Raw genomic sequence first — 18636 nt, 5'->3', positions numbered from 1 at the left:
CATGACACTTGCACCGCTCATCAAACTCAATGACGGCTACTCCATCCCGCAGGTAGGTCTTGGCACTTGGCCGCTGGACGACGATCAGGCCGCTGCCGCCGTCGTCCAGGCCGTGGAAGCCGGGTACCGGCACATCGATACGGCCGTGAAATACGGCAACGAGCAAGGGGTGGGGAACGGCATCCGTGCCTCCGGCGTGGACCGGAGCGAGCTATTCATCACCACCAAGCTCGACGGCCAGTTCCAGGGGAACGACAGGGCGGTGGAAGGGCTGGAGGGGTCGCTGAAGCGGTTGGGACTGGACTACGTGGACCTCCTGCTGATCCACTGGCCGCTGCCGGCCCGGGATGAGTACATCTCCACGTGGAAGACGTTTGAGCGGCTCCGGGCGGAAGGAAAGGTGCGCTCCATTGGAGTGTCCAATTTCAAGCCTGCCCATTTGGAGCGGTTGATGGCAGAAACTGACGTGGTTCCTGCCGTCAACCAGATCCAGCTGACGCCGACGGTGACCCGGACCGCTGAGCGAGAGTTCCACCAGAAGCACGGAATTGTCACCGAATCCTACAGCCCGCTGGGCGGGTCCGGGGCGGCCCTGCTGGACGCGCCCATCCTCACCCAGTTGGCCGAAAAGCATGGCAAAACGCCCGGCCAACTGGTGCTGCGGTGGCACATTCAACACGGACTGGTAACGATTCCGAAAACAGCGAATCCGGACCGGATGAGGGAGAATCTGGACATCTTCGATTTCGCCCTTGATCCGCAGGATCTAGCGGAATTGGCCATCCTGGACGAGGGGCCCGGGGCTGGCAACGATTCAGACGTCACAGGGCACTAAAACAGCCCTGAAATGCACTTTTTCTCTCTTCCGGGGTTGGCAAACAGATAGTAAGCATGATTACTATTGAGTCAGAAGGATGAAGTGCTTCCGGGATCCGGAGGCCTCCTTTACTTAGGAAGAGGAACGAAAAATGGGATTTATTGCATTTCTGATTCTCGGACTTATTGCTGGTGCGATCGCTAAGGCGATCCTTCCGGGCCGACAGGGTGGCGGCTGGCTCATCACCCTGGTTCTGGGCGTCGTAGGAGCACTCCTCGGCGGCTGGATCGGCGGCATGGTCTTCGGCACCGGGCTGCAGGAGTTCTTCTCGCTGCAGACGTGGCTGCTGGCCATCGGCGGCGCTCTTATCGTGCTGCTTGTCTACGGCATGATCACCAAGCGCAGCGTGCGCGGCTAACCTAGCCCGCAAGCCAGGAAACCGGCCCGGGGACACAATCCCCCGGGCCGGTTTTCATATTCCCGGCCATGGGCCTTCCGGCCGACCGGAATAGAAAACCTTCTCACGGAGCAGGAGTTCATCGTGAAAAACAAGCTTCTTTTGGGTATTGGAATTGCCACCGGGTACGTCCTTGGATCCCGGTCCGGGCGCGCTGCGTACGACAAACTCAAGGCACGCGCCGCAGGAATCTGGGACAGCAAGCCTGTCCAGGACAAGGTTCACGTTGCCACGGATGCCATCAAAGAAAAGGCACCGGAAGTGGCTGACCAGCTGACCGAGGCGGCACGCCGGGCGGGTACCGTGCTTGGCTCTGCAATGCATCGTGACGGTGCCTCCGGGTCCTCGGGCGACGGCAAGCCTGCAACGTCCGACGCCGGCACTTCCACGTCCACACCCGGCACCGGAACAGGCGCTGGCACCACAGGCTCCGCCACCCCGGGCGGCTATGGAACCACGGGGGCCGGAACTTCTTCCGGCACCACCGGAACGTCGGGCAACCTGGGCGCGACGGGAAACCCTAGCGCAGCAGGGGCAACAGGTGCAGCGGGAACGTCCGGAACCCTGAACGATGCGGGCGACCTCGGCGAGGACCACATCCCCGCGCACAGCACCCACCCGGAAACAACGAACCTGGGAACCACGTCCGATGAGGGTGGTTCGAAGGCCTGAAGTACTGTGCGTCAGATCATGACGCGGGAAGCACGCTTGACAAGGGGACATTGACTTCCCTGTGCTACAACTGAAGCGCCATGCCGGCCGTCGCGATCCTTGGGGGACGCGGCGGCCGGCAGCTTTTATGATGCAGCGTGCCGGGCCTTGGCAGTCAGGCTTTCAGGGCGTCAGTTGACCAGGTCAGCGGCGCCGAAGGAAACGCTGAACTGCACGCACCAGAGGTCCACTGACTTGTACCGCGCAAGATCAACGTCAGCAGGAATGTCGTAGACCTGGTTGCCTTGATTTCCCTTGATCAGGCCCAGGTCGTAGTACTCGGCGGAACCTGCCGTAAACCAGCCGGCTGTGCCCTCCACCACTTTGGCAGCGCTTAGCCAGACGTGGACATCCGGGCCGTTCGACGTGTCCAGGTTCTCCAGGGCCAGCAGCCTCTTGCCGTCGGGCTGTTCAACGATCCGGACAGTGCCTGTAGTGGTGTGTTCGTGACTGATGAGCGTGCCCACGGCCAGTTGCCGTGGCCCGGCAGGCGCCGCCGGAGGAGCCTGGGATTGAGTGGCATCCCCGCCCGGAACGCCGGAGGGCGGAGGCAGTGGCGCGGTGGTCTGGCTGGCCACAAACGGAAGTTGCTCGTCCACCCGCACGTCCACGAAAAGCAGCCACGGCTTGAACACGACAAGCCCCACCACCAGAGCCCCGGCTGCCAGAACCGCCAAGATGACCTTCGATCGCCCGCCCAGTCGGCCGCGGTTTCTGCCCATGGCTCCATCGTCCGCGCATTAGCTAGCCAGTGCAATGACGCCACGGACCGTCTCGCCCACCATGATTTCTTGGCTTCCCACCGCCATTGCGAACGCCAGGCGACCCCTTTTTAGTGGGTTTTCCACATAGCCTTTCGGGCTGGCTATTTTGTCGGTGGTCTTTGGCAGAGTTGTCCCATGGAGGCCATTGGGGAGCAGCTTGCAGAGTTCGGCAGCACTGCCGGTACTCTTCCGCGGGTTGTGCCGCGGGGCCGCCGCCCGTTTGATACGCACGACGCCGGCGCTCGGCCCGGGCGGCTGAGTCACCTTCCCGCCCGCCCGAGTCCCACTGATCCGGTTGAAGCTGATGCGACTAGAGCCGTTACGCCTGGAGCCGGTACGCCTAACCCTGCCCAGGCTCCCGCTGACCACTCGGACTCAAGCGCGGCAGAGACCGGCGCGGCACTCATGGGTGCGGCAGACAGTGATTCGGTTGCCCTCCCGGCTGAGGATCCGCTGGGGCTGGCCGCGATCGGTGCACTGCTCGCGGCGGCGGCTGCCGCGGCACCCGAGTGCCTGACAGCCGCGGACTATGCAGAGGCGGCCCATTACGCGGCCCACATTGAAGAACTTTCCCGGCGTGTGGAGTCATTGCAAATCCAGTCCGCCGGTGCCGTGGACCGCACCCGCACCCAAGCGATCGCCGCCGTCGCCCGAACCAGCAGGGCCCGCGCCAGCACGGCAACAACGTACCGGCCGGGCCGAGGCTGGATCACCGGCTGGGACGCTAACGGCGTCGAGACAGTGAATGAAACGGATGCCAACTGGCCCGCACCCGCCACAGGGCAACAGGATCCGCCGGTGACGTCCACGTCCCCGGCCGACGATGGCTGCCGGAACACCGCCGAGTTCCTCAGGCTCAGGCTCCGCATCCCCATTCGCGAGGCCCGCCGCCGCCTTGCCCTCGCCCACCAGGTCCTGCCAGCCAGCAGCCTCACGGGACAACCCGTCCCGCCGTTGCGCATCCACCTCGCCGCCGCCCTCGCTCCCACAGGCAGCGAAGCTGCAGCACCGGCAGTATCCTCACACACCGCGACCATCATCACCGCCACCCTCGACCGGCTTCAGCACCACACCACGCCGGAAACCCTCGAGCACATCGAACAGCATCTCGCCACCGCCGCCAGGACCGCCGACCCCGACTTCCTCGCCCGGCTGGCCCACCGCTGGGCCGACACCATCGACGCCGACGGTACCGAGCCCACAGAAGAAGCCCTTCGCCACACCCAGGGCGCATTCATCCGCAAACCCCGCCACGGCCTGCATCACCTCGAAATATTCGCCACCACCGACCAATACGAATACCTCGCCACCGTCATGAACACGGCCACCAACCCCCGCACCACCACCCCCAACACCAGCACCAGCAGCGGCATCAGCACCGGGCAGCCAACGGAAAACCTCACGGGCAGCAGCCAGCCTCACGTCCCGGCAGACAACCTGGATGCCACCGTGGACCCTGACTTCAACCTGGACCGGCGCACGCGCCCCCAACAACAGCTCGACGGGCTTGTCTCCGCCGTCAAAGCAGGCCTGACCACAAACCAGCTGCCCATCACAGGCGGCAACCGCCCCCAGATCATCGCCACCATCAACTACCGGGACCTCTTCCCCGCCAGCACGGGCACCGGTGAGCAGGCGACGCCCGACCGCCGCGGAACCGGAAACTTCGCCTTTGCCGGACCCGCCGCCGGGACCACCCTGCGCAAAATAGCCTGCGACGCCGACATCATCCCGGCAGTCCTGGGCACCCACGGCGAAATCCTGCACCTCGGACGCAAAACACGTCTCTTCACCCCCGCCCAGCGCCTGGCCCTCACGGCCCGCGACCAAGGCTGCGCCTTCCCCAACTGCACCATCCCCGCGCCCTGGTGCGAAGCCCACCACATCACCTATTGGTCACACGGCGGCGAAACCACAACCAACAACGAAGTCCTGCTCTGCAGCTACCACCACCACCTCATTCACCAAGAACAATGGAGAATCGCCACCCCGCACGGCACCCCAACCTTCATTCCTCCGCCCCACATCGACCCCAAACAAAAGCCCCTGCAAAACCACTACTTCAACCCCCCACCGCTCCCCTACCCCCGGGAATGATCCGGTCCCTCCGGTCCGTCCCTCTGCCCGGGTGCGCCCCTCCCCTGCCTGTCCACTTCGCCCCGCCTGCCCACTTAGCGAACCGGTCCCCTGTTGCGCGGCCAGGTTCGCAACGGTGTCATGTCAGGGCGGTGCTAATTGGTTTTGGTCCCGATAACTACGGTGCCGTCCAGTTCTTCCGATCGAACGGTCCTGGCAGCAAGGCCAGCCGCCGCAACGATTGATGCCGTTCCTGCTGCCTGCTGCTCGCTGGTCTCGATGATCAGATGCCCTCCGTGACCAAGCCATCCGGGAGCGGAGGCAGCCACAAGGCGGTGGATGTCCAGCCCATCCTCCCCGCCGTCGAGGGAAAGGCGGGGTTCGTGAAGCCGGGCCTCCGGAGGCATGGTCCTGATGGCATCGCTGGGCACGTATGGGGCATTCGCTGCAAGCACGTGCACGCGGTCGCGGAGCGAAACGGGAAGGGCATCAAACAGGTCTCCCTCGTGCACCTGGCCGCCCAGCGGCCCGACGTTCCGCCGGGCGCATTCCACTGCAGCGGGATCGAGATCCGCGGCGTGGAGTTCCAGGTTTGGGTATACAGCCAGCAGGGCGGCACCTACCGCCCCGGACCCGCAACAGAGATCGACCACGACACTGGATGCAGCGGTGCTGGACGGAGGATGGCCGGCGACGGCAAGCAGTTCCAACGCCACTTGGACAAGCAACTCGGTCCGGCGGCGGGGCACAAAAACGCCTGGTCCTACTTCGATCCGCCGGCCGGAGAACCCGGTCCAGCCCAGGACATATTCAAGCGGGATGCCGGCGCAGCGCCGCTCCACCCTGCGGGCCAGTTCCTTAGGGCTGGAGGATTCGGCCACAAGGAGCCGGGCCTCCTCCTCAGCAAAAACGCAGCCGGCGCCCCGCAAGGCGGCGACAATTCCAGCAAGAGTCAGGGAAGCGGGAGGTGATTCAGGAGGAGCGGGAAACCATTCAGCAGGTGGCATGGGAACGCCTTTCGGTGTGCCGGTGGTCACCCTGCACGCACAAGTCAGGCCAAACGGCCCGGACAGCAGCACCAGGATGAACCCGAAACAGGTAACACGTTGATCGGACCCACCTCCTCCTGCCGAGACTGGAAATTCCATGCTAGCTGAGGCCGGGTCGCCATGGAGGGAAGCAAAATTCTTGGCAGGATGGAAGCATGACCTCCGCCACTAGCGACACCATCATCTGGACCGGCACCTACACACCGGACGGAGACGGCCGGGCCGAGGGCATCGGCGCCCTCCGCGCCCATGAGGACGGCAGCCTGGAGTGGCTGGGCACGGCCGTGCAGGCGCAGTCGCCGTCGTTCATTGCCGTGCACCCGACCCTTCCGGTCGTCTACGCGGTGGCTGAGCAGCGCAAGATGGTCCAGGCGTACCGCCGGACCGGCGCTTTTGGCCTGGAGCCGCTCGGCCCGCCGCAGCCCGCCGGTGAGGCCACCTGCCATGTGGCCGTCGACCGCCGGGGCCGCTTCGTTACCGCTGCCTGCTGGGGTGACGGCCAGGTCCTCCTGTATGAACTGGATTCCGACGGCGGCATGACCGGGCGGTTTGCGGCCCCGCCATCGGCGGACCCGCATGCGAGCCTGTCCCCGGGCCAGCCCCGGCCAAGCCGGGCGCACGCCAGCCTGATGCTCCAGGACGGCCGCATCATGACCACCGACCTTGGCCATGACACCCTCCGTGTCTGGAACTACGTCCCGGGGACAGGGCTTGTTGCCGACCATGAGGTGGCACTGGCGTTCGGCAGCGGTCCCCGCCACTTGGTGCAGCATGCCAGCGGCAACGTCTTCGTCGTCTCTGAATACTCCGTTGAGGTCTTTATCGTCCGGCCTGAAGCCGGGACCTTTGAACTGGTGTTCCGCGGACCGGCTACATCCGGCGGCAGCCAGTCCGGGGACTCCGCGGCCGAGATCTGCCTGGGAAAGGACGGCGGCTACGCCTATGTAGGTGTCCGCGGCACCAACATCATCAGCACTTTGGAGGTCGCCGGCAGCGGAACGGAACTCCTGCCGGTCCACGACATGGGGAGCGGCGGCGACTGGCCGCGGCACCACCTGGTGAGGGACAACTGGCTCCACGTGGCCCATGAACGGTCGGACAACGTGGCCACGTTCGCCCTGGATCCTGTCACCGGGCTGCCGGGCCCCCTGCTCCATGACGTCCGGACGCCCTCACCCACAGCCCTCATCCTAGCTGGCTGAGACCTTTAGCCACAGCTCCCGGGGCCCGCAACGGGCATTACCCAAACGCTGGAGTTATTTGGTGCAAGCGCTTACAGTTGTGACGTGATTCACAGGATGATGCTGCCTTGTGAACCTGCATCATGCAGCACGCCCTGCCTCCGGCAAACCTGTACAGCAGCGCCGCTACACCAGGAAGGTCTCACCCCTTGACATCCCGCACCCCCAACAGCGCCTTGTCGCGCGCCAGAACCACCAGGCAGAAACGATCACCACGAACAGGAACGGTTCCGTCCACCGTCCGGACGGCGGGCTTCCGCTCGGCGGCGGGACTGGTTGCAGCAGCCATTACCGTATCCGCAGCAATCCTTCCCGCAGCCGCCGCACCCGGCACCAAAGAGGGCCCAAAGAACCCGGGAGCGTCATCAGCCCTCCACTCGCTCCGGGCCCCGGTCACCGACGAGAACTTCTATTTCGTCATGGCCGACCGCTTCAGCAACGGCAGCACCGCCAACGACCAGGGCGGGCTTGGCCCCGATCCCATGGTCTCGGGCTTCGATCCGGCCAGGAAGGGGTTCTACAACGGCGGCGACCTGGCCGGGCTCCTCAACAAGATCGACTACATCCAGGGACTCGGCACCACGTCCATCTGGCTCACCCCCAGCTTTAAGAACAAGGCCGTCCAGCCCGAAGACAAGTCCGCGGGCTACCACGGCTACTGGATTACCGACTTCACCCAGATCGATCCCCACCTCGGCACCAACGACGAGCTCAAGGCCCTCATCGACGCTGCCCACGCCCGCGGCATGAAGGTCTACTTCGACATCATCACCAACCACACTGCGGACGTCATCGGCTACCAGGAAGGTGCGCGCAAGGGCTACGTCTCCAAGGATGCAGTCCCTTACACGACGGCGGACGGCCAGGAATTCGATGACCGCGACTACGCCGGCACAGGCGACTTCCCGGACCTGGACGCCGCCACCTCCTTCCCCTACGTGCCCGTCCTGGACGAGGACGAAAAGGACCTGAAGGTTCCGGCCTGGCTGAACGACCCCACCCTGTACCACAACCGCGGCGACACCACCTTCGTGGGTGAGGACGCCTACTACGGAGACTTCTTCGGCCTTGATGATCTCTTCACGGAGCATCCCACGGTGGTGGAGGGCATGAAGGACATCTACAAAACGTGGATCGGCGACTTCGGCGTGGACGGTTTCCGGATCGACACCATGAAGCACGTAAACAACGAGTTTTGGCAGGAATTCGGCCCGGACGTCCTCACCTACGCGAAGAAACAGGGCAAGGAAGAATTCTTCATGTTCGGCGAGGTCTTCGACACCACCAAGAGCTACACCTCGCAATTCACCACCCGGAACCAGATGCAGGCCGTACTGGACTTCCCGTTCCAGGACGCAGCCCGCAACTTCGCCTCCAAGAGCCAGGACACCCGGAACCTGGCGACGTTCTTTGCGGGCGATGACTGGTACACGGACGCCGACTCCAACGTCTATCAACTGCCCACATTCCTGGGGAATCACGATATGGGCCGCATTGGCAGCTTCATCGCCGCCGACAACCCGGGCTCGGGCGACGCCGAGCAGGTCGCCCGCGACCGGCTTGCCCACGAGCTGATGTACTTCTCCCGCGGCAACCCCGTGATCTACTACGGCGACGAGCAGGGCTTCACCGGCCCCGGCGGAGACCAGGACGCGCGGCAGACCCTGTTCGCGAGCAAGGTGCCGGAATACCTGGACGATGACCTGCTGGGCACTGATGCCACCCATGCGGAGGACAACTTCAACACCGGACACCCGCTGTACGCGAAGATCAGCGAACTGGCGGCACTGACCAAAGAGCACCCCGCCCTCCGCGACGGCGCTCACCAGCACCGCCACGCGTCCGAGGGCGCAGGAATCTACGCCTTCTCCCGCACAGACGTTGAAGACCAGCGGGAATACGTGGTGGCGCTGAACAACAGTGAGCAGCCGCAAACTGCCGAAGTTCCTACCTATATCGCCAAGCGCAACTACACCCGCATCTACGGCGATGCGGCAGCCGAAGCCAGGACGTCGGAGGACGGGAAGCTTACCGTCACCGTCCCGCCGTTGTCCGCCGTGGTCTACCAGTCCTCGGGCCGCATCCCGCACTCGAAGGCCGCGCCCGCCGTCGTGCTTCAGGAACCTGCGGCGGCACCCGGTGACAATGGCCGCCTTAACGTGACGGCCGACGTCGACGGTTCCTCGTTCTACGAGGTCACCTTCGAAGCGAAGACAGCGGGCGGCAATTGGGAACCGATCGGCACTGATGACACTGCTCCCTACCAGGTATTCCATGACGTCGCGGCCTTGGAGGCCGGCACCGCGGTGGAGTACCGCGCCACCGTCCTGGACAATGGCGGCCACACCGCCACCAGCCAGGCGCTCTCGGCCAGCGTCCCGGCACCCGTTCTCACGCTGCAGAAACCCGAAGAAGGCAGCAGCGTCAAGGGCATGGTGGAACTCAGCGCCACAGCCGATCCTGAGAAAGCCAGCCACACTGTCTCGTTTGAGCGCAGCGTGGCGGGCGGCGAGTGGACGGCCGTCGGGTCTGATGATTCTTCGCCGGTGTACTCCGTTACGGACGATGTCTCCAGCCTGGCGGACGGCACCGAGGTGAAGTACCGCGCTTCGATGAGCGGCCCCGGCTTCACTGTCGCCAGCGAGGTGCGCACAGTCACTGTGGGCGAGGCCCCGCAGCCCGACTCAGTCACCGTTGCCGGCTCGCTGAACCAGGCGATGGGCTGCGCCGAAGCATGGCAGCCTTCCTGCAGCCAGGCCATGATGACCCTGGACCCGGCAGACAACATCTGGCGCCTGACGGTGGATTTGCCGGCGGGCAAGTACGAGTACAAGGCGGCGTTGAACGGCGGCTGGGATGAAAACTACGGTGACGGCGGCCAGTTCAACGGCCCGAACCTCGTTCTGAACCATCCCGGCGGGCCGGTGACGTTCCGCTACGACAACGGGACCCACGTCCTCAGCGCGGTCTACGCCTCCCAGCAGCCCGGAGCAGTGGCCGCTGCCGGCAGCATGAACAGCGAGCTTGGCTGTGCTGCCGACTGGGACCCGGCCTGTGACCAGGCCCAGCTGGTGCTGGACCCGGCAGACCTGGTGTGGAAGCTAAGCGTTCCGGACCTGCCCGCCGGAAGCTACGAGTTCAAGGCGGCGCTGAACCGTTCCTGGGACATCAGCTACGGGGCGGGCGGCGCCTCCCCTGGGGCCAACATCGCCTTTGAGCACGACGGCGGCCCGGTCACCTTCCGCTATGACCACTTCAACCACGTGATCACGGCGGGTTAGCGGCCCGTCAGTCAGGAGGGCCCCTTGCCTTGTTCCCAAGTTTGGGACGGGCGAGGGGCCCTTCCCGTTCCCGGTCCGCCCTTGACGGGGTGCCCCAGGATGCCGATGAGCCGGCGGACGCCGTCTTCGGCTGCTGGTGGCGGCCCGAAGACCTCAGCCTGCCGCTTGGTGTCGGCGACATAGCGCCCGGTCTGGAACCAGGCGATCATGGCCGCGAGGTCCTTCACCATGGGATTGAAGCGGCCCACTACCAATCCCGCCGCCTTCAGGACCGGCATGGGGACGGAGCGGACCTTGATGGGTTTGCCTGCCAGCCGCCCCGCGATCTCTGCGACGTCCTGCATGCCGAGCGGACGGTCCCAGCCGATGTCGATCCGCTGCCCGTCAATGCCGGGAGCGTCCACGGCTTCTGCCAGGTAGCCGGCGAGGTCCGGGGTCAGCACGAACGTGGTGGGGATGCGGGGCGAGCCCATCCACATGAGCTTGCCCTTGGCGATCGGGTCCCCGCCGAACCGGGTGACCTGGTCCAGGAAGGCGCCGGGCCGCAACGCGACGAAGGGAACACCAAGCTGCTCGAGCCTGTCCTCCATGAGCTTCTTGTGCCAGAAGTGCGGGACCTCCGGAGTCTGGTCGCAGGTGAGGATACTGGTGAGGACGAACCGGCGGACACCCGCGCGGCGTGCGGCCCCGGCGAGGTTGGAGTTGCCTCTCGTGTCGATATCGGGCGTATCCCCCTTGGAATGCCTGGTGTAGCCGGCGGCCGAGGTCACCACTGCATCCACGCCGGCCATGGCCCGGTCAAGCGAGTCCGGGTCCATCATGTCGCCCCGGGCTATGTCAGCGCCGGCTGCCTCCAGCCTGGACGCATCCGAACCTGGCCGGACCAGTGCGCGCACCTGTTTCCCCCGCCTCAGCAGCTCAGTGGCCACTTGGCTCCCCAGGAAGCCTGTGCCGCCAACCACCAGCGTGGGCCCACGACCGTCGGGGTCCCTGGCCGTGCTTGCGCGGTCGGGGAACGGGTGGGGATTCATGGCGCCCTCCTCAGGGTTGTTCAGCCGTGCAGAGCCTCCTCCACCGCCGCGAGCAGGCTGTTGAACCGCGCGTTCGCGGGGAGATCATCAAGGAAAACAGGACTGCCGTCCGGCCCGCCCAGCGGAACCTGCCAGTTCGGGTAGAGTGCCTCGGTAGTTCCGGGTTGGTTCTGCACGCGCCGCTCCCCTACCGCGTCCACAAGAGCCACGCCCAGCAGGACGGACGGAGTCTGCGTGAGCAGCAGGTGCAGCGCCTCGATGGTGCGCTCCTCGGAACCGGATGATCCTGCCACAGTGCCACCGGAACCGGCGGCCGCGCCCTCCGGAAGGTAGCCCCGTTCCCGCAGCATTGCGAGCATCTTTTCCAGGGACGCGTTGTGCTCGGCCCGTTCTTCGGCTTCGGAGCGTTCCAGCAGGCCCAGCCTGCTCCGCAGGGCCACATGGTCGCCGGAAAGGTAGCCGGCGGTGGGCGGAAGGTCGTGGGTATTCACGCTGGCAAGTGCCTGCGTACGGTACTTTTCCGGCGCAAGGGGCAAGTCGCCGTCGTACTCAAACCAAAGGATGGACGTGCCCATGATGCCGCGCGCGGCCAGGTAGTCCCGCACCCAGGGTTCGAAGGTGCCGAGGTCCTCGCCGATCACCACGGCGCCGGCGCGGTGCGCTTCAAGGGCGAGGATGCCGATCAGTGCCTCGTGGTCGTAGCGGACGTAGGCGCCGTCGCCGGGCGCGTTGCCCACCGGGATCCACCAGAGCCGGAACAGGCCGAGGATGTGGTCCACGCGGATGCCGCCGGCGTGCCGCAGCACGGTGGCGAGCATGTTGCGGAAGGGCTGGTAGCCGGCTTCGGCAAGTCTGACGGGGTGCCATGGCGGCTGGCCCCAATCCTGGCCCTGCTGGTTGTACATGTCCGGTGGCGCGCCCACGCTGGTTGCAGGCGCCAGCACGTTCCGGAGAGTCCAGGCGTCGGCACTGCTGTGGTCCACTCCGACGGCCAGGTCGTGGACCACGCCCAGCCGCATGCCTGCCCTCAGCGCGGCCTGCTGGGCATTCTCCAGCTGCTCGTCGCAGATCCACTGCAGCCAGCGGTGGAACCCGATGCGGTCAGCCAGCTTCTCCCGGAGGGCTTCCGCTTCCGGCGAGCCCAGGGCGGTGGTTGGGTCCTTCCAGAGCGGGTCGTCCGGGGCAAGGTCCTCGCGGATGGCGGACCAGAGGGCGAAATCGTCGAGTCCGCTGCCGGAAATCCGGCAAAACTCGTCGAACGCTGCCTGCCGGGCCGGCGATCGGCGGGTGTGGTACAGCAGTTCCAGTGCTTGCAGCTTGGCGGCGTAGACGGAGTTCCGGTCCAGCCGTTCACCGTCCTTGTTGAGTCCGGCCACTTCCTCATGCAGTTTTTCCAGCTGGGCACGTCTGCGCGGCTTCAGGTAGGCCAGCTCCGGAACGGCCTCGATGCGGATGTACAGCGGGTTGAAGAACCGCCGGGTGGACGGCGAGTAGGGCGAAGGCTGCACCGGCGGAACCGGCTCCGCCGCGTGCAGCGGGTTGACCAGCACGTAATCGGCGCCGCGGGCACCGCTCAGCGCGGCAAGGTCGGCCAAATCCGAGAAGTCGCCGATCCCCCAAGACCGCTTGGACCGGACGGAATACAGCTGAGTTGCCAGGCCCCAGCCGCGGCGCTTCTCCAGTTCCTTTGCCGTCTCCAGCCGGGCAGGGGCCACCACCAGCGTGGTGGCTGCGGTGGTGCCTTCAGATTCGGCCACGAGCGTGTGCCAGCCCAGCGGCAGGTCGTGCGGGAGCGCGAAGGTTGCCCGGCCCACCGACACTCCGTCCACGTCCCGGGGCTCCACCCGGACGTCCTGCTGCTCCGCCTCCCGCGTCCCGGCCCCGCCTTCCAGCGTGATGGACAGGCTGGCAGCCGCTCCTTCCCGCACATGCACCTGGACCTGCGCCGGCTCGCCCTGCTGGACTACGACGGCGGGTGGCAGCATCCGCCGCCACGGCGCCAGTTCCGCGTCCGCCAGGGCCTCCTGGATGTGCTGGTTGGTGTGGGCTTCGACGCCCAAGGCAGCAAGAACCTTGATGAGTGTTCCCTCGGCCACCGAGTGCGGCAGCCCGTCCCAGCCCTGGAATGAGGTTCCCACCCCGTGGGCATCGGCCAACTGCTGGAGCAGATGGGGGTCCACGCGTTCACTTGTAGCGGACCTGCCGGCAGCAGATTCCCCGGCAGCCGGAGCGAGGCCCGGTGGATCGGCCGGCGTCGCTGGCCGTGGTGCGTGCTGCTGGTCTGAAGCCGTCATGCGTGTCCGCCTCGTCTGGTGTGAAGGGATCGAACTTACAGTGCTGCCTGTTGTACCGGGCGTTCGCACCCCCGTACACAACCGTTGGTTCAGATTATTGCAGGGCGGGGCAGAGGCGAAATGCAGTCGGTGTCACACGTCCCGCATCCCGGCCCTACGGCTCGAAGTGCGTATTGCGCCGGGCTGGTCGGCAAGGAGGTTCAATGCGGCGCTCTGGTTTTTGTCCGGGGCGAGCGGACGCACCAGCACGCTGTGGCAGCCGTTCGTGCCGGCAGACGCACTCAGCGTCGCGGCCACCACCGTTGATAGCTCCGTGAGGACGCCGCTCACATTGGTGCTGCCGATAAATCAAGTCGCACAGCTTCACGAACTGCTCGGCTTTGCTGGGGGTGGCCAGCCCTCAAGGCAAGCGAGATCGCGGGCTGGTGCGCGCCACAAAACGTCATCCGGCCCCCTGCGTTACTTCGTGCGTCGAAAAGCGAAGGACTAAGGCAGGACTCTTCAGGCAGCCGGCGGATCTGGGTAGCCTCGTGACGGGCCAAGGGCAAACAAGGCAACGGGAGGAGACCGGGGATGAGCCTCAGCGAAGTGCGGGTTTTCGGGCGGTCGGGAACCCCCGTCAGCGCGCTCACACTGGGCACCATGAACTTCGGTGAAGGGACCGGCGGGCCATCGGGGGCTCCCACCGGCGCCGAGGAAAGCATCCGGATCATCCACGCCGCATTGGACGCAGGTATCACGGCCATCGACACCGCCGACGTCTATTCCCAGGGCGAGTCCGAGCAGGTGGTGGGCCGGGCCCTGCGCGGACGCCGCGACGATGTTTTCCTCGCCACCAAGTTCCATGGGCAGATGAGCGCCAACCCCGCCCACTCCGGCAACTCCCGCCGTTGGATCACCCAGGCAGTGGAAGGCAGCCTGCGCCGGCTGCAGACGGATCGCATTGACCTCTACCAGGCGCACCGGCCCGACTACAACACCGACGTCCTGGAAACCATCACCACCCTTAATGACCTGATCCGGCAGGGCAAGATCCTCTACTACGGCACCTCCGTCTTCACGCCCGCGCAACTGGTGGAGGCGCAGTGGCTGGCCACCACCAACCATCTGATCCCGCCGCTGGGGAACCAGGTGCCGTACTCGATGCTGGTCCGCGGCAACGAGCGGGACGTGCTGCCCATCGCGCAGCAGTACGGGCTGGGTGTCCTTGCCTATGGACCGCTGGCTGGCGGCTGGCTGTCCGGCAGCTTCGTCCTGGAATCCGGCCGGCCGGCCACCCGCGTGCACTCCCTGCCCGGGAGGTACGACATCTCCGGCCCCGCCAGTGAGCGGAAGCTGCTCGCGGCGGACGCCCTGGCCCGGCTGGCCGACAAGCTGGAGCTCCCGCTGGTGGACCTCGCCGTCGGCTTTGCCCTGGCCCATCCGGCCATCAGCAGCGTGATTATTGGCCCGCGCAACGAGGAGCACCTGTACGCCTACCTGCGTGCGGCGGGCATCCGGCTGGGTGAAGACGTGCTGGACGCCATCGATGACATCGTCCCGCCCGGCACCAATTTCGTGGAGCGGGACGCGGGCGCCATTGTCCCGTCCATCGAGTTTGCGGAATTACGACGGCGATAGCCGGCTTCGTCCCGGCGCCTACCTTTGCCGCCGGGAGCGGCGCAGGGCGAACCGGTAGCCTGCCCAGAACGCCAGAAGGAGCAGTCCGGCCAGGATCAGTGCATAGCCAAGCCTGGCCGTGCCGTCCATGAAAACCAGGTTGTTCGACGAAAAGGGCTCGTTCGCCAGCGGGGCGTAGGCAAACCAGCCCACGTCCTGCCGCGGGGCCCGCACTAACAACGTCCCGGTCACGCCGCTGGCCACCGCGACCAGCGGCACCATAAACCTCCGCCAGTTCCGTCCGCCGGACCGGCCACTGCTGTTCTCCCCCAAAGCCATGCCTTCACCCTAGCGCCACGCGGCCGGGCAGGTCTTGACTAAGTGAGACAAGGCTCCTACGGTCAGTACCGATACCCGCGTCTCATGGAATCCAGGGGCATGCAATGCCAATGTCCGAAGAGGAGCGGAGGCTGCTTCACGAGCTGGAATTGCGGCTGATCGCTGACGATCCCCACCTGGCCATGGAACTGCTCTCCGGCTATCCCGCCCGCCGCGTCCCGGCCAGGCTCTTCGCCGGCTCAGTCGCGTGCCTGCCCGGCCTTGTCCTCCTCCTGGTGGGAATCGGCAGCCAGGCGGCCGCCGCCGTCGTCCTCGGCCTTTTGCTGCTGGGCGCGGGGGCCTTCGTGTTCCTGGACCGGCCCTTCCCAGGCAGGGGCCGGCGGCGGGAACAGCCCACCGGCTAGGGCGGGTTCCCTTTGGTGCCGAGGGTTGCGCGGCGTCAAGATGAACAGGCTCGCCAGGACGACGGCGGCGCCAAGCCAGCCGAGTGCCGGTAGCCGCTCTCCCACCACCAGCACGGCCAGGACGGCGGCCACCACTGTCTCCAGCAGGGAAATGCTGGTGGCGGTGCTGGCGTGAAGCCGGGCCAATCCCCAGCCGAACAGGACGTAACCGGCGAACATCGGAACCAGCGCCATGTAGGCCCCCACGGAGAAGGTGGTCCACGATTGCAGCAGCGGGGCGCCCGTCAGGGCCAGTACCGGCATCAGCAGCACTCCTCCCAGCCCGAACACCGCTCCCATTGCCGCCCTGGAGGAGATCCCGCCGCCGATCAGCCGGTGCGCGGCCCAGGAATACAAGGCATAGGTGCCGCCTGCTACCAGGCCCAGGAGGATGCCTGCCGCCGGCGCTCCGGAAGCTGCGCCTTCCAGGCCGGGTCCGGGGCCTGCAGGCCCGTGGCCTTCGAAGGACAACAGGGCCGCGCCGCCCATTCCCAGTAGCGCACCGGCAATCCACCGCCGGGTCAGCGGCTTGCGGTCCGCGAACCGCTCCACCAGGGCTGCAGCCACCGGGGCCGAGCCGATGGAAACGACAGTTCCGATGGCTACGCCGGCCAGACGCATGGAACTGTAGAAGGCAAGGGGATAGACGGCAACTGCTGCTGCGGCCACGAGCACCAGCTGCCACCTTTGCACCAGCCCGCCCCGCTGGGCCGCAATGGATCGGGCGGCATACAGCGCCTGCAGCAGGCCGCCGATCCCCATGGCCACGGCACCGATGGCGAGCGGGCTGACGGACGGCGCGAAGGTGGCGGCGGTTCCGGTGGTGCCCCAGAGGATTGAAGCGGCCGCTACGAACAGGGCTCCCCACAGTGGTGCGTCGGCGTACCCGACTTTTGCCGTCACAGGTCCTCCAGCATCCGGGCAGCAATGAGCCTCGCATCCCTGAGCCGGGCATCCCCGCCTTCGAGCCCCGCCCTCGCCATGGACCCCTCCAGGAGGAAGGAGAGGTGGCGCGCCAGCCCTGCGGCGCGCTCGTCCTCTCCGGGCAGCAGCTCGAGTACATGCGCCTCCAGCAGTTGCTCGACCTGTTCCTTGTGCCGCCGCACCGCCTCCCGGCCTGCGTCCCCGGCCGGGAGTTCCGCGGCGGCATTCAGGAGCCCGCAGCCCCGGAACCCGTGCTCATAGGCTGCATTGGCATGGTCGAGGTAGGCATCGAAGATGGCCAGGACCCGTTCCCGGGGATTCCCGGCGTTTTCCAGCCGGCTGCGGTACAGCTCCAGCCATTCCGCGTGCCGGGCTTCCAGGTACGCCGCCACCAGGTCGGCCTTGGAGGCGAAGTTGTTGTAGAGGCTTTTCTTCGCCACCCCCGCTTCCGAGGTGATGGTGTCAATGCCCGTGGCGGCCACCCCTTTGGCATAGAACAACCGGGCGGCGGCGTCCAGCAGCAGCTGGCGCGCGGGGCGCCGGGGCGGAACGGAAACACGCGGTGCAGGCACGGACACTCCTCGAAGCGGTGGTAGGTAGACCAGTCTACCTACCACCGCAGCGCGCAGGCGGATGCGACCCTTTACCCGCTATGGCCTCGCCCGGCGATCCGTGCTGGGATTGGGGTAGGAAGCGTCAGGAGGCGGTAGCCGTGGCATCTATGGATGGCCGGATTGCACTGGTCACGGGAGCAACGGGAGGCTTGGCCAAAGCGGTTGCCGCGGGCCTCGCCCGGGAAGGCGCCGCCGTCGTCGTGATTGGCCGGAACTACGCCCGCGCGGAAGAGGCTGTGGCGGATATCCGGGCGCGTGTCCCGGCGGCCAGGCTGGAGCCCCTTGCCTGTGACGTGTCCCTGCAATCGTCGGTCCAGGCGGCGGCGGACCAGGTCCGGGCCCGTTACGGGCAGCTCGATGTGCTGGTGAACGCGGCCGGCGTCTTCAGGAAGGAACGCCATGTAACAGCGGAGGGGCTTGAGCTGACGTTTGCCACCAACGTCATGTCCTACTTCCTGTTCAGCAACCTCCTCCTGGAACCCCTGAAAAAGGCCGCGGCCGTGGCAGGATCGGCGCGGATCGTGAACGTGGCCTCCAGGTACGGCAATACGCAGCTCACCTTTGATGACCTGCAGACCGCCAAAGGCAGATACAGCTACCTGCGCTCCACGCCGCCCAGCATGCTGGCCCGTGTCCTCCTCACCCAGGAGCTCGCGGAGCGCCTGCGCGGCACGGGCGTGGTGGCCAACGCGGTGCACCCCGGACTGGTTAGGAACACCGGGCTGCTGCAGGACGTGGGTGGGCCGTTCCGGTGGGTCACCAACAGGTTCGGGAAGACGGCGGAGCAGGCTGCGGACACGCCCCTATGGCTGGCGACGGCAACGGAGGCAGCCGCAGTGTCCGGCAAGCTCTGGGCACAGCGGAAAGAACTGCCCACCCCGGGAATGGGTTCGGACCCGGAAGCCCGGCGCCGGCTTTGGGCGGAGTGCTCGCGGTTGGCGGGATGGGCCTGAGCAACCGTCGAAAGAAGTTCCCCGTCCCTCCTTGAGCCTGTGG

The 18636-nt window shown here is 66.3% G+C and carries 15 protein-coding genes and 1 pseudogene; 9 read left to right on the top strand and 7 right to left on the bottom strand.

Annotated elements, in window-relative coordinates:
• Nucleotide 1: 1 nt before the first annotated feature.
• The 3 genes from AC5RU7_RS13380 (at nt 2) to AC5RU7_RS13370 (ending at nt 1946) form a co-directional block, all read left to right on the top strand.
• Nucleotides 2-835: an aldo/keto reductase gene (locus AC5RU7_RS13380; protein ID WP_494052633.1), complete on the top strand. Its 834-nt coding sequence runs from the start codon at nt 2-4 to the stop codon at nt 833-835.
• Nucleotides 836-968: 133 nt separating this feature from the next.
• On the top strand, nt 969-1235 hold the full coding sequence (locus tag AC5RU7_RS13375; protein ID WP_494011769.1) for a GlsB/YeaQ/YmgE family stress response membrane protein: 267 nt from the start codon (nt 969-971) through the stop codon (nt 1233-1235).
• Nucleotides 1236-1358: 123 nt separating this feature from the next.
• The gene (locus tag AC5RU7_RS13370) at nt 1359-1946 is read left to right on the top strand and encodes a hypothetical protein (RefSeq protein ID WP_494052632.1); all 588 of its coding nucleotides are present in this window, start codon (nt 1359-1361) and stop codon (nt 1944-1946) included.
• A 170-nt stretch (nt 1947-2116) separates the two neighbouring features.
• Here the strand turns inward: AC5RU7_RS13370 and AC5RU7_RS13365 are convergent, their stop codons facing one another.
• Entirely contained in the window at nt 2117-2707 is a 591-nt protein-coding gene (locus AC5RU7_RS13365; RefSeq protein ID WP_494052631.1) for a DM13 domain-containing protein, read from the bottom strand.
• Nucleotides 2708-2884: 177 nt separating this feature from the next.
• Between AC5RU7_RS13365 and AC5RU7_RS13360 the strand changes: the two genes are divergently transcribed.
• Nucleotides 2885-4846, top strand: a complete 1962-nt coding sequence (locus AC5RU7_RS13360) for an HNH endonuclease signature motif containing protein (RefSeq protein ID WP_494052630.1) — start codon at nt 2885-2887, stop codon at nt 4844-4846.
• 134 nt (nt 4847-4980) lie between these two features.
• On the opposite strand, the gene AC5RU7_RS13355 is transcribed toward AC5RU7_RS13360, so the two are convergent.
• Nucleotides 4981-5832 (bottom strand): putative protein N(5)-glutamine methyltransferase, encoded by an 852-nt coding sequence (locus tag AC5RU7_RS13355; RefSeq protein ID WP_494052629.1) that lies wholly within the window; start codon nt 5830-5832, stop codon nt 4981-4983.
• A gap of 197 nt (nt 5833-6029) precedes the next feature.
• Here AC5RU7_RS13355 and AC5RU7_RS13350 point away from each other — a divergent pair, with 197 nt between their 5' ends.
• Together AC5RU7_RS13350 and AC5RU7_RS13345 are read left to right on the top strand one after the other, a co-directional pair.
• Nucleotides 6030-7076 (top strand): lactonase family protein, encoded by a 1047-nt coding sequence (locus tag AC5RU7_RS13350; protein WP_494052628.1) that lies wholly within the window; start codon nt 6030-6032, stop codon nt 7074-7076.
• A 188-nt stretch (nt 7077-7264) separates the two neighbouring features.
• Nucleotides 7265-10396 carry an alpha-amylase family glycosyl hydrolase gene (locus AC5RU7_RS13345; protein WP_494052627.1) on the top strand — a complete coding sequence of 1044 codons (3132 nt, stop codon included), beginning with the start codon at nt 7265-7267 and terminating at the stop codon, nt 10394-10396.
• Between the two features lie 11 nt (nt 10397-10407).
• On the opposite strand, the gene AC5RU7_RS13340 is transcribed toward AC5RU7_RS13345, so the two are convergent.
• Together AC5RU7_RS13340 and malQ are read right to left on the bottom strand one after the other, a co-directional pair.
• Nucleotides 10408-11427, bottom strand: a complete 1020-nt coding sequence (locus AC5RU7_RS13340) for an SDR family oxidoreductase (RefSeq protein ID WP_494052626.1) — start codon at nt 11425-11427, stop codon at nt 10408-10410.
• 20 nt (nt 11428-11447) lie between these two features.
• Nucleotides 11448-13721, bottom strand: coding sequence for a 4-alpha-glucanotransferase (malQ, locus tag AC5RU7_RS13335; RefSeq protein ID WP_494052625.1), 2274 nt, complete (start codon nt 13719-13721; stop codon nt 11448-11450).
• A gap of 573 nt (nt 13722-14294) precedes the next feature.
• Between malQ and AC5RU7_RS13330 the strand changes: the two genes are divergently transcribed.
• Nucleotides 14295-15341, top strand: a complete 1047-nt coding sequence (locus AC5RU7_RS13330; RefSeq protein ID WP_494052624.1) for an aldo/keto reductase — start codon at nt 14295-14297, stop codon at nt 15339-15341.
• A gap of 18 nt (nt 15342-15359) precedes the next feature.
• Here the strand turns inward: AC5RU7_RS13330 and AC5RU7_RS13325 are convergent, their stop codons facing one another.
• A complete protein-coding gene (locus tag AC5RU7_RS13325) occupies nt 15360-15659 on the bottom strand; it encodes a hypothetical protein (protein WP_494052623.1) in 300 nt (99 codons plus the stop codon).
• A 104-nt stretch (nt 15660-15763) separates the two neighbouring features.
• Here AC5RU7_RS13325 and AC5RU7_RS13320 point away from each other — a divergent pair.
• Nucleotides 15764-15943, top strand: a pseudogene (locus tag AC5RU7_RS13320) (DUF3040 domain-containing protein); the annotation flags it as partial.
• Here the strand turns inward: AC5RU7_RS13320 and AC5RU7_RS13315 are convergent.
• Nucleotides 15899-17005, bottom strand: a complete 1107-nt coding sequence (locus tag AC5RU7_RS13315) for a DMT family transporter (RefSeq protein WP_494052622.1) — start codon at nt 17003-17005, stop codon at nt 15899-15901. The pseudogene AC5RU7_RS13320 and the gene AC5RU7_RS13315 sit on opposite strands and share 45 nt — an antisense overlap.
• On the bottom strand, nt 17002-17598 hold the full coding sequence (locus AC5RU7_RS13310) for a TetR/AcrR family transcriptional regulator (protein ID WP_494052621.1): 597 nt from the start codon (nt 17596-17598) through the stop codon (nt 17002-17004). Before AC5RU7_RS13310 ends, AC5RU7_RS13315 begins: the two co-directional genes overlap by 4 nt.
• 149 nt (nt 17599-17747) lie before the next feature.
• Here AC5RU7_RS13310 and AC5RU7_RS13305 point away from each other — a divergent pair, with 149 nt between their 5' ends.
• Nucleotides 17748-18593 (top strand): SDR family NAD(P)-dependent oxidoreductase, encoded by an 846-nt coding sequence (locus tag AC5RU7_RS13305; protein ID WP_494052665.1) that lies wholly within the window; start codon nt 17748-17750, stop codon nt 18591-18593.
• Nucleotides 18594-18636: the final 43 nt, after the last annotated feature.

This window comes from Arthrobacter sp. K410C (genome assembly GCF_059090105.1).
The sequence above is the reverse complement of the archived record's forward strand: the minus strand, read 5'-3'. Positions and strand labels throughout refer to the sequence as shown.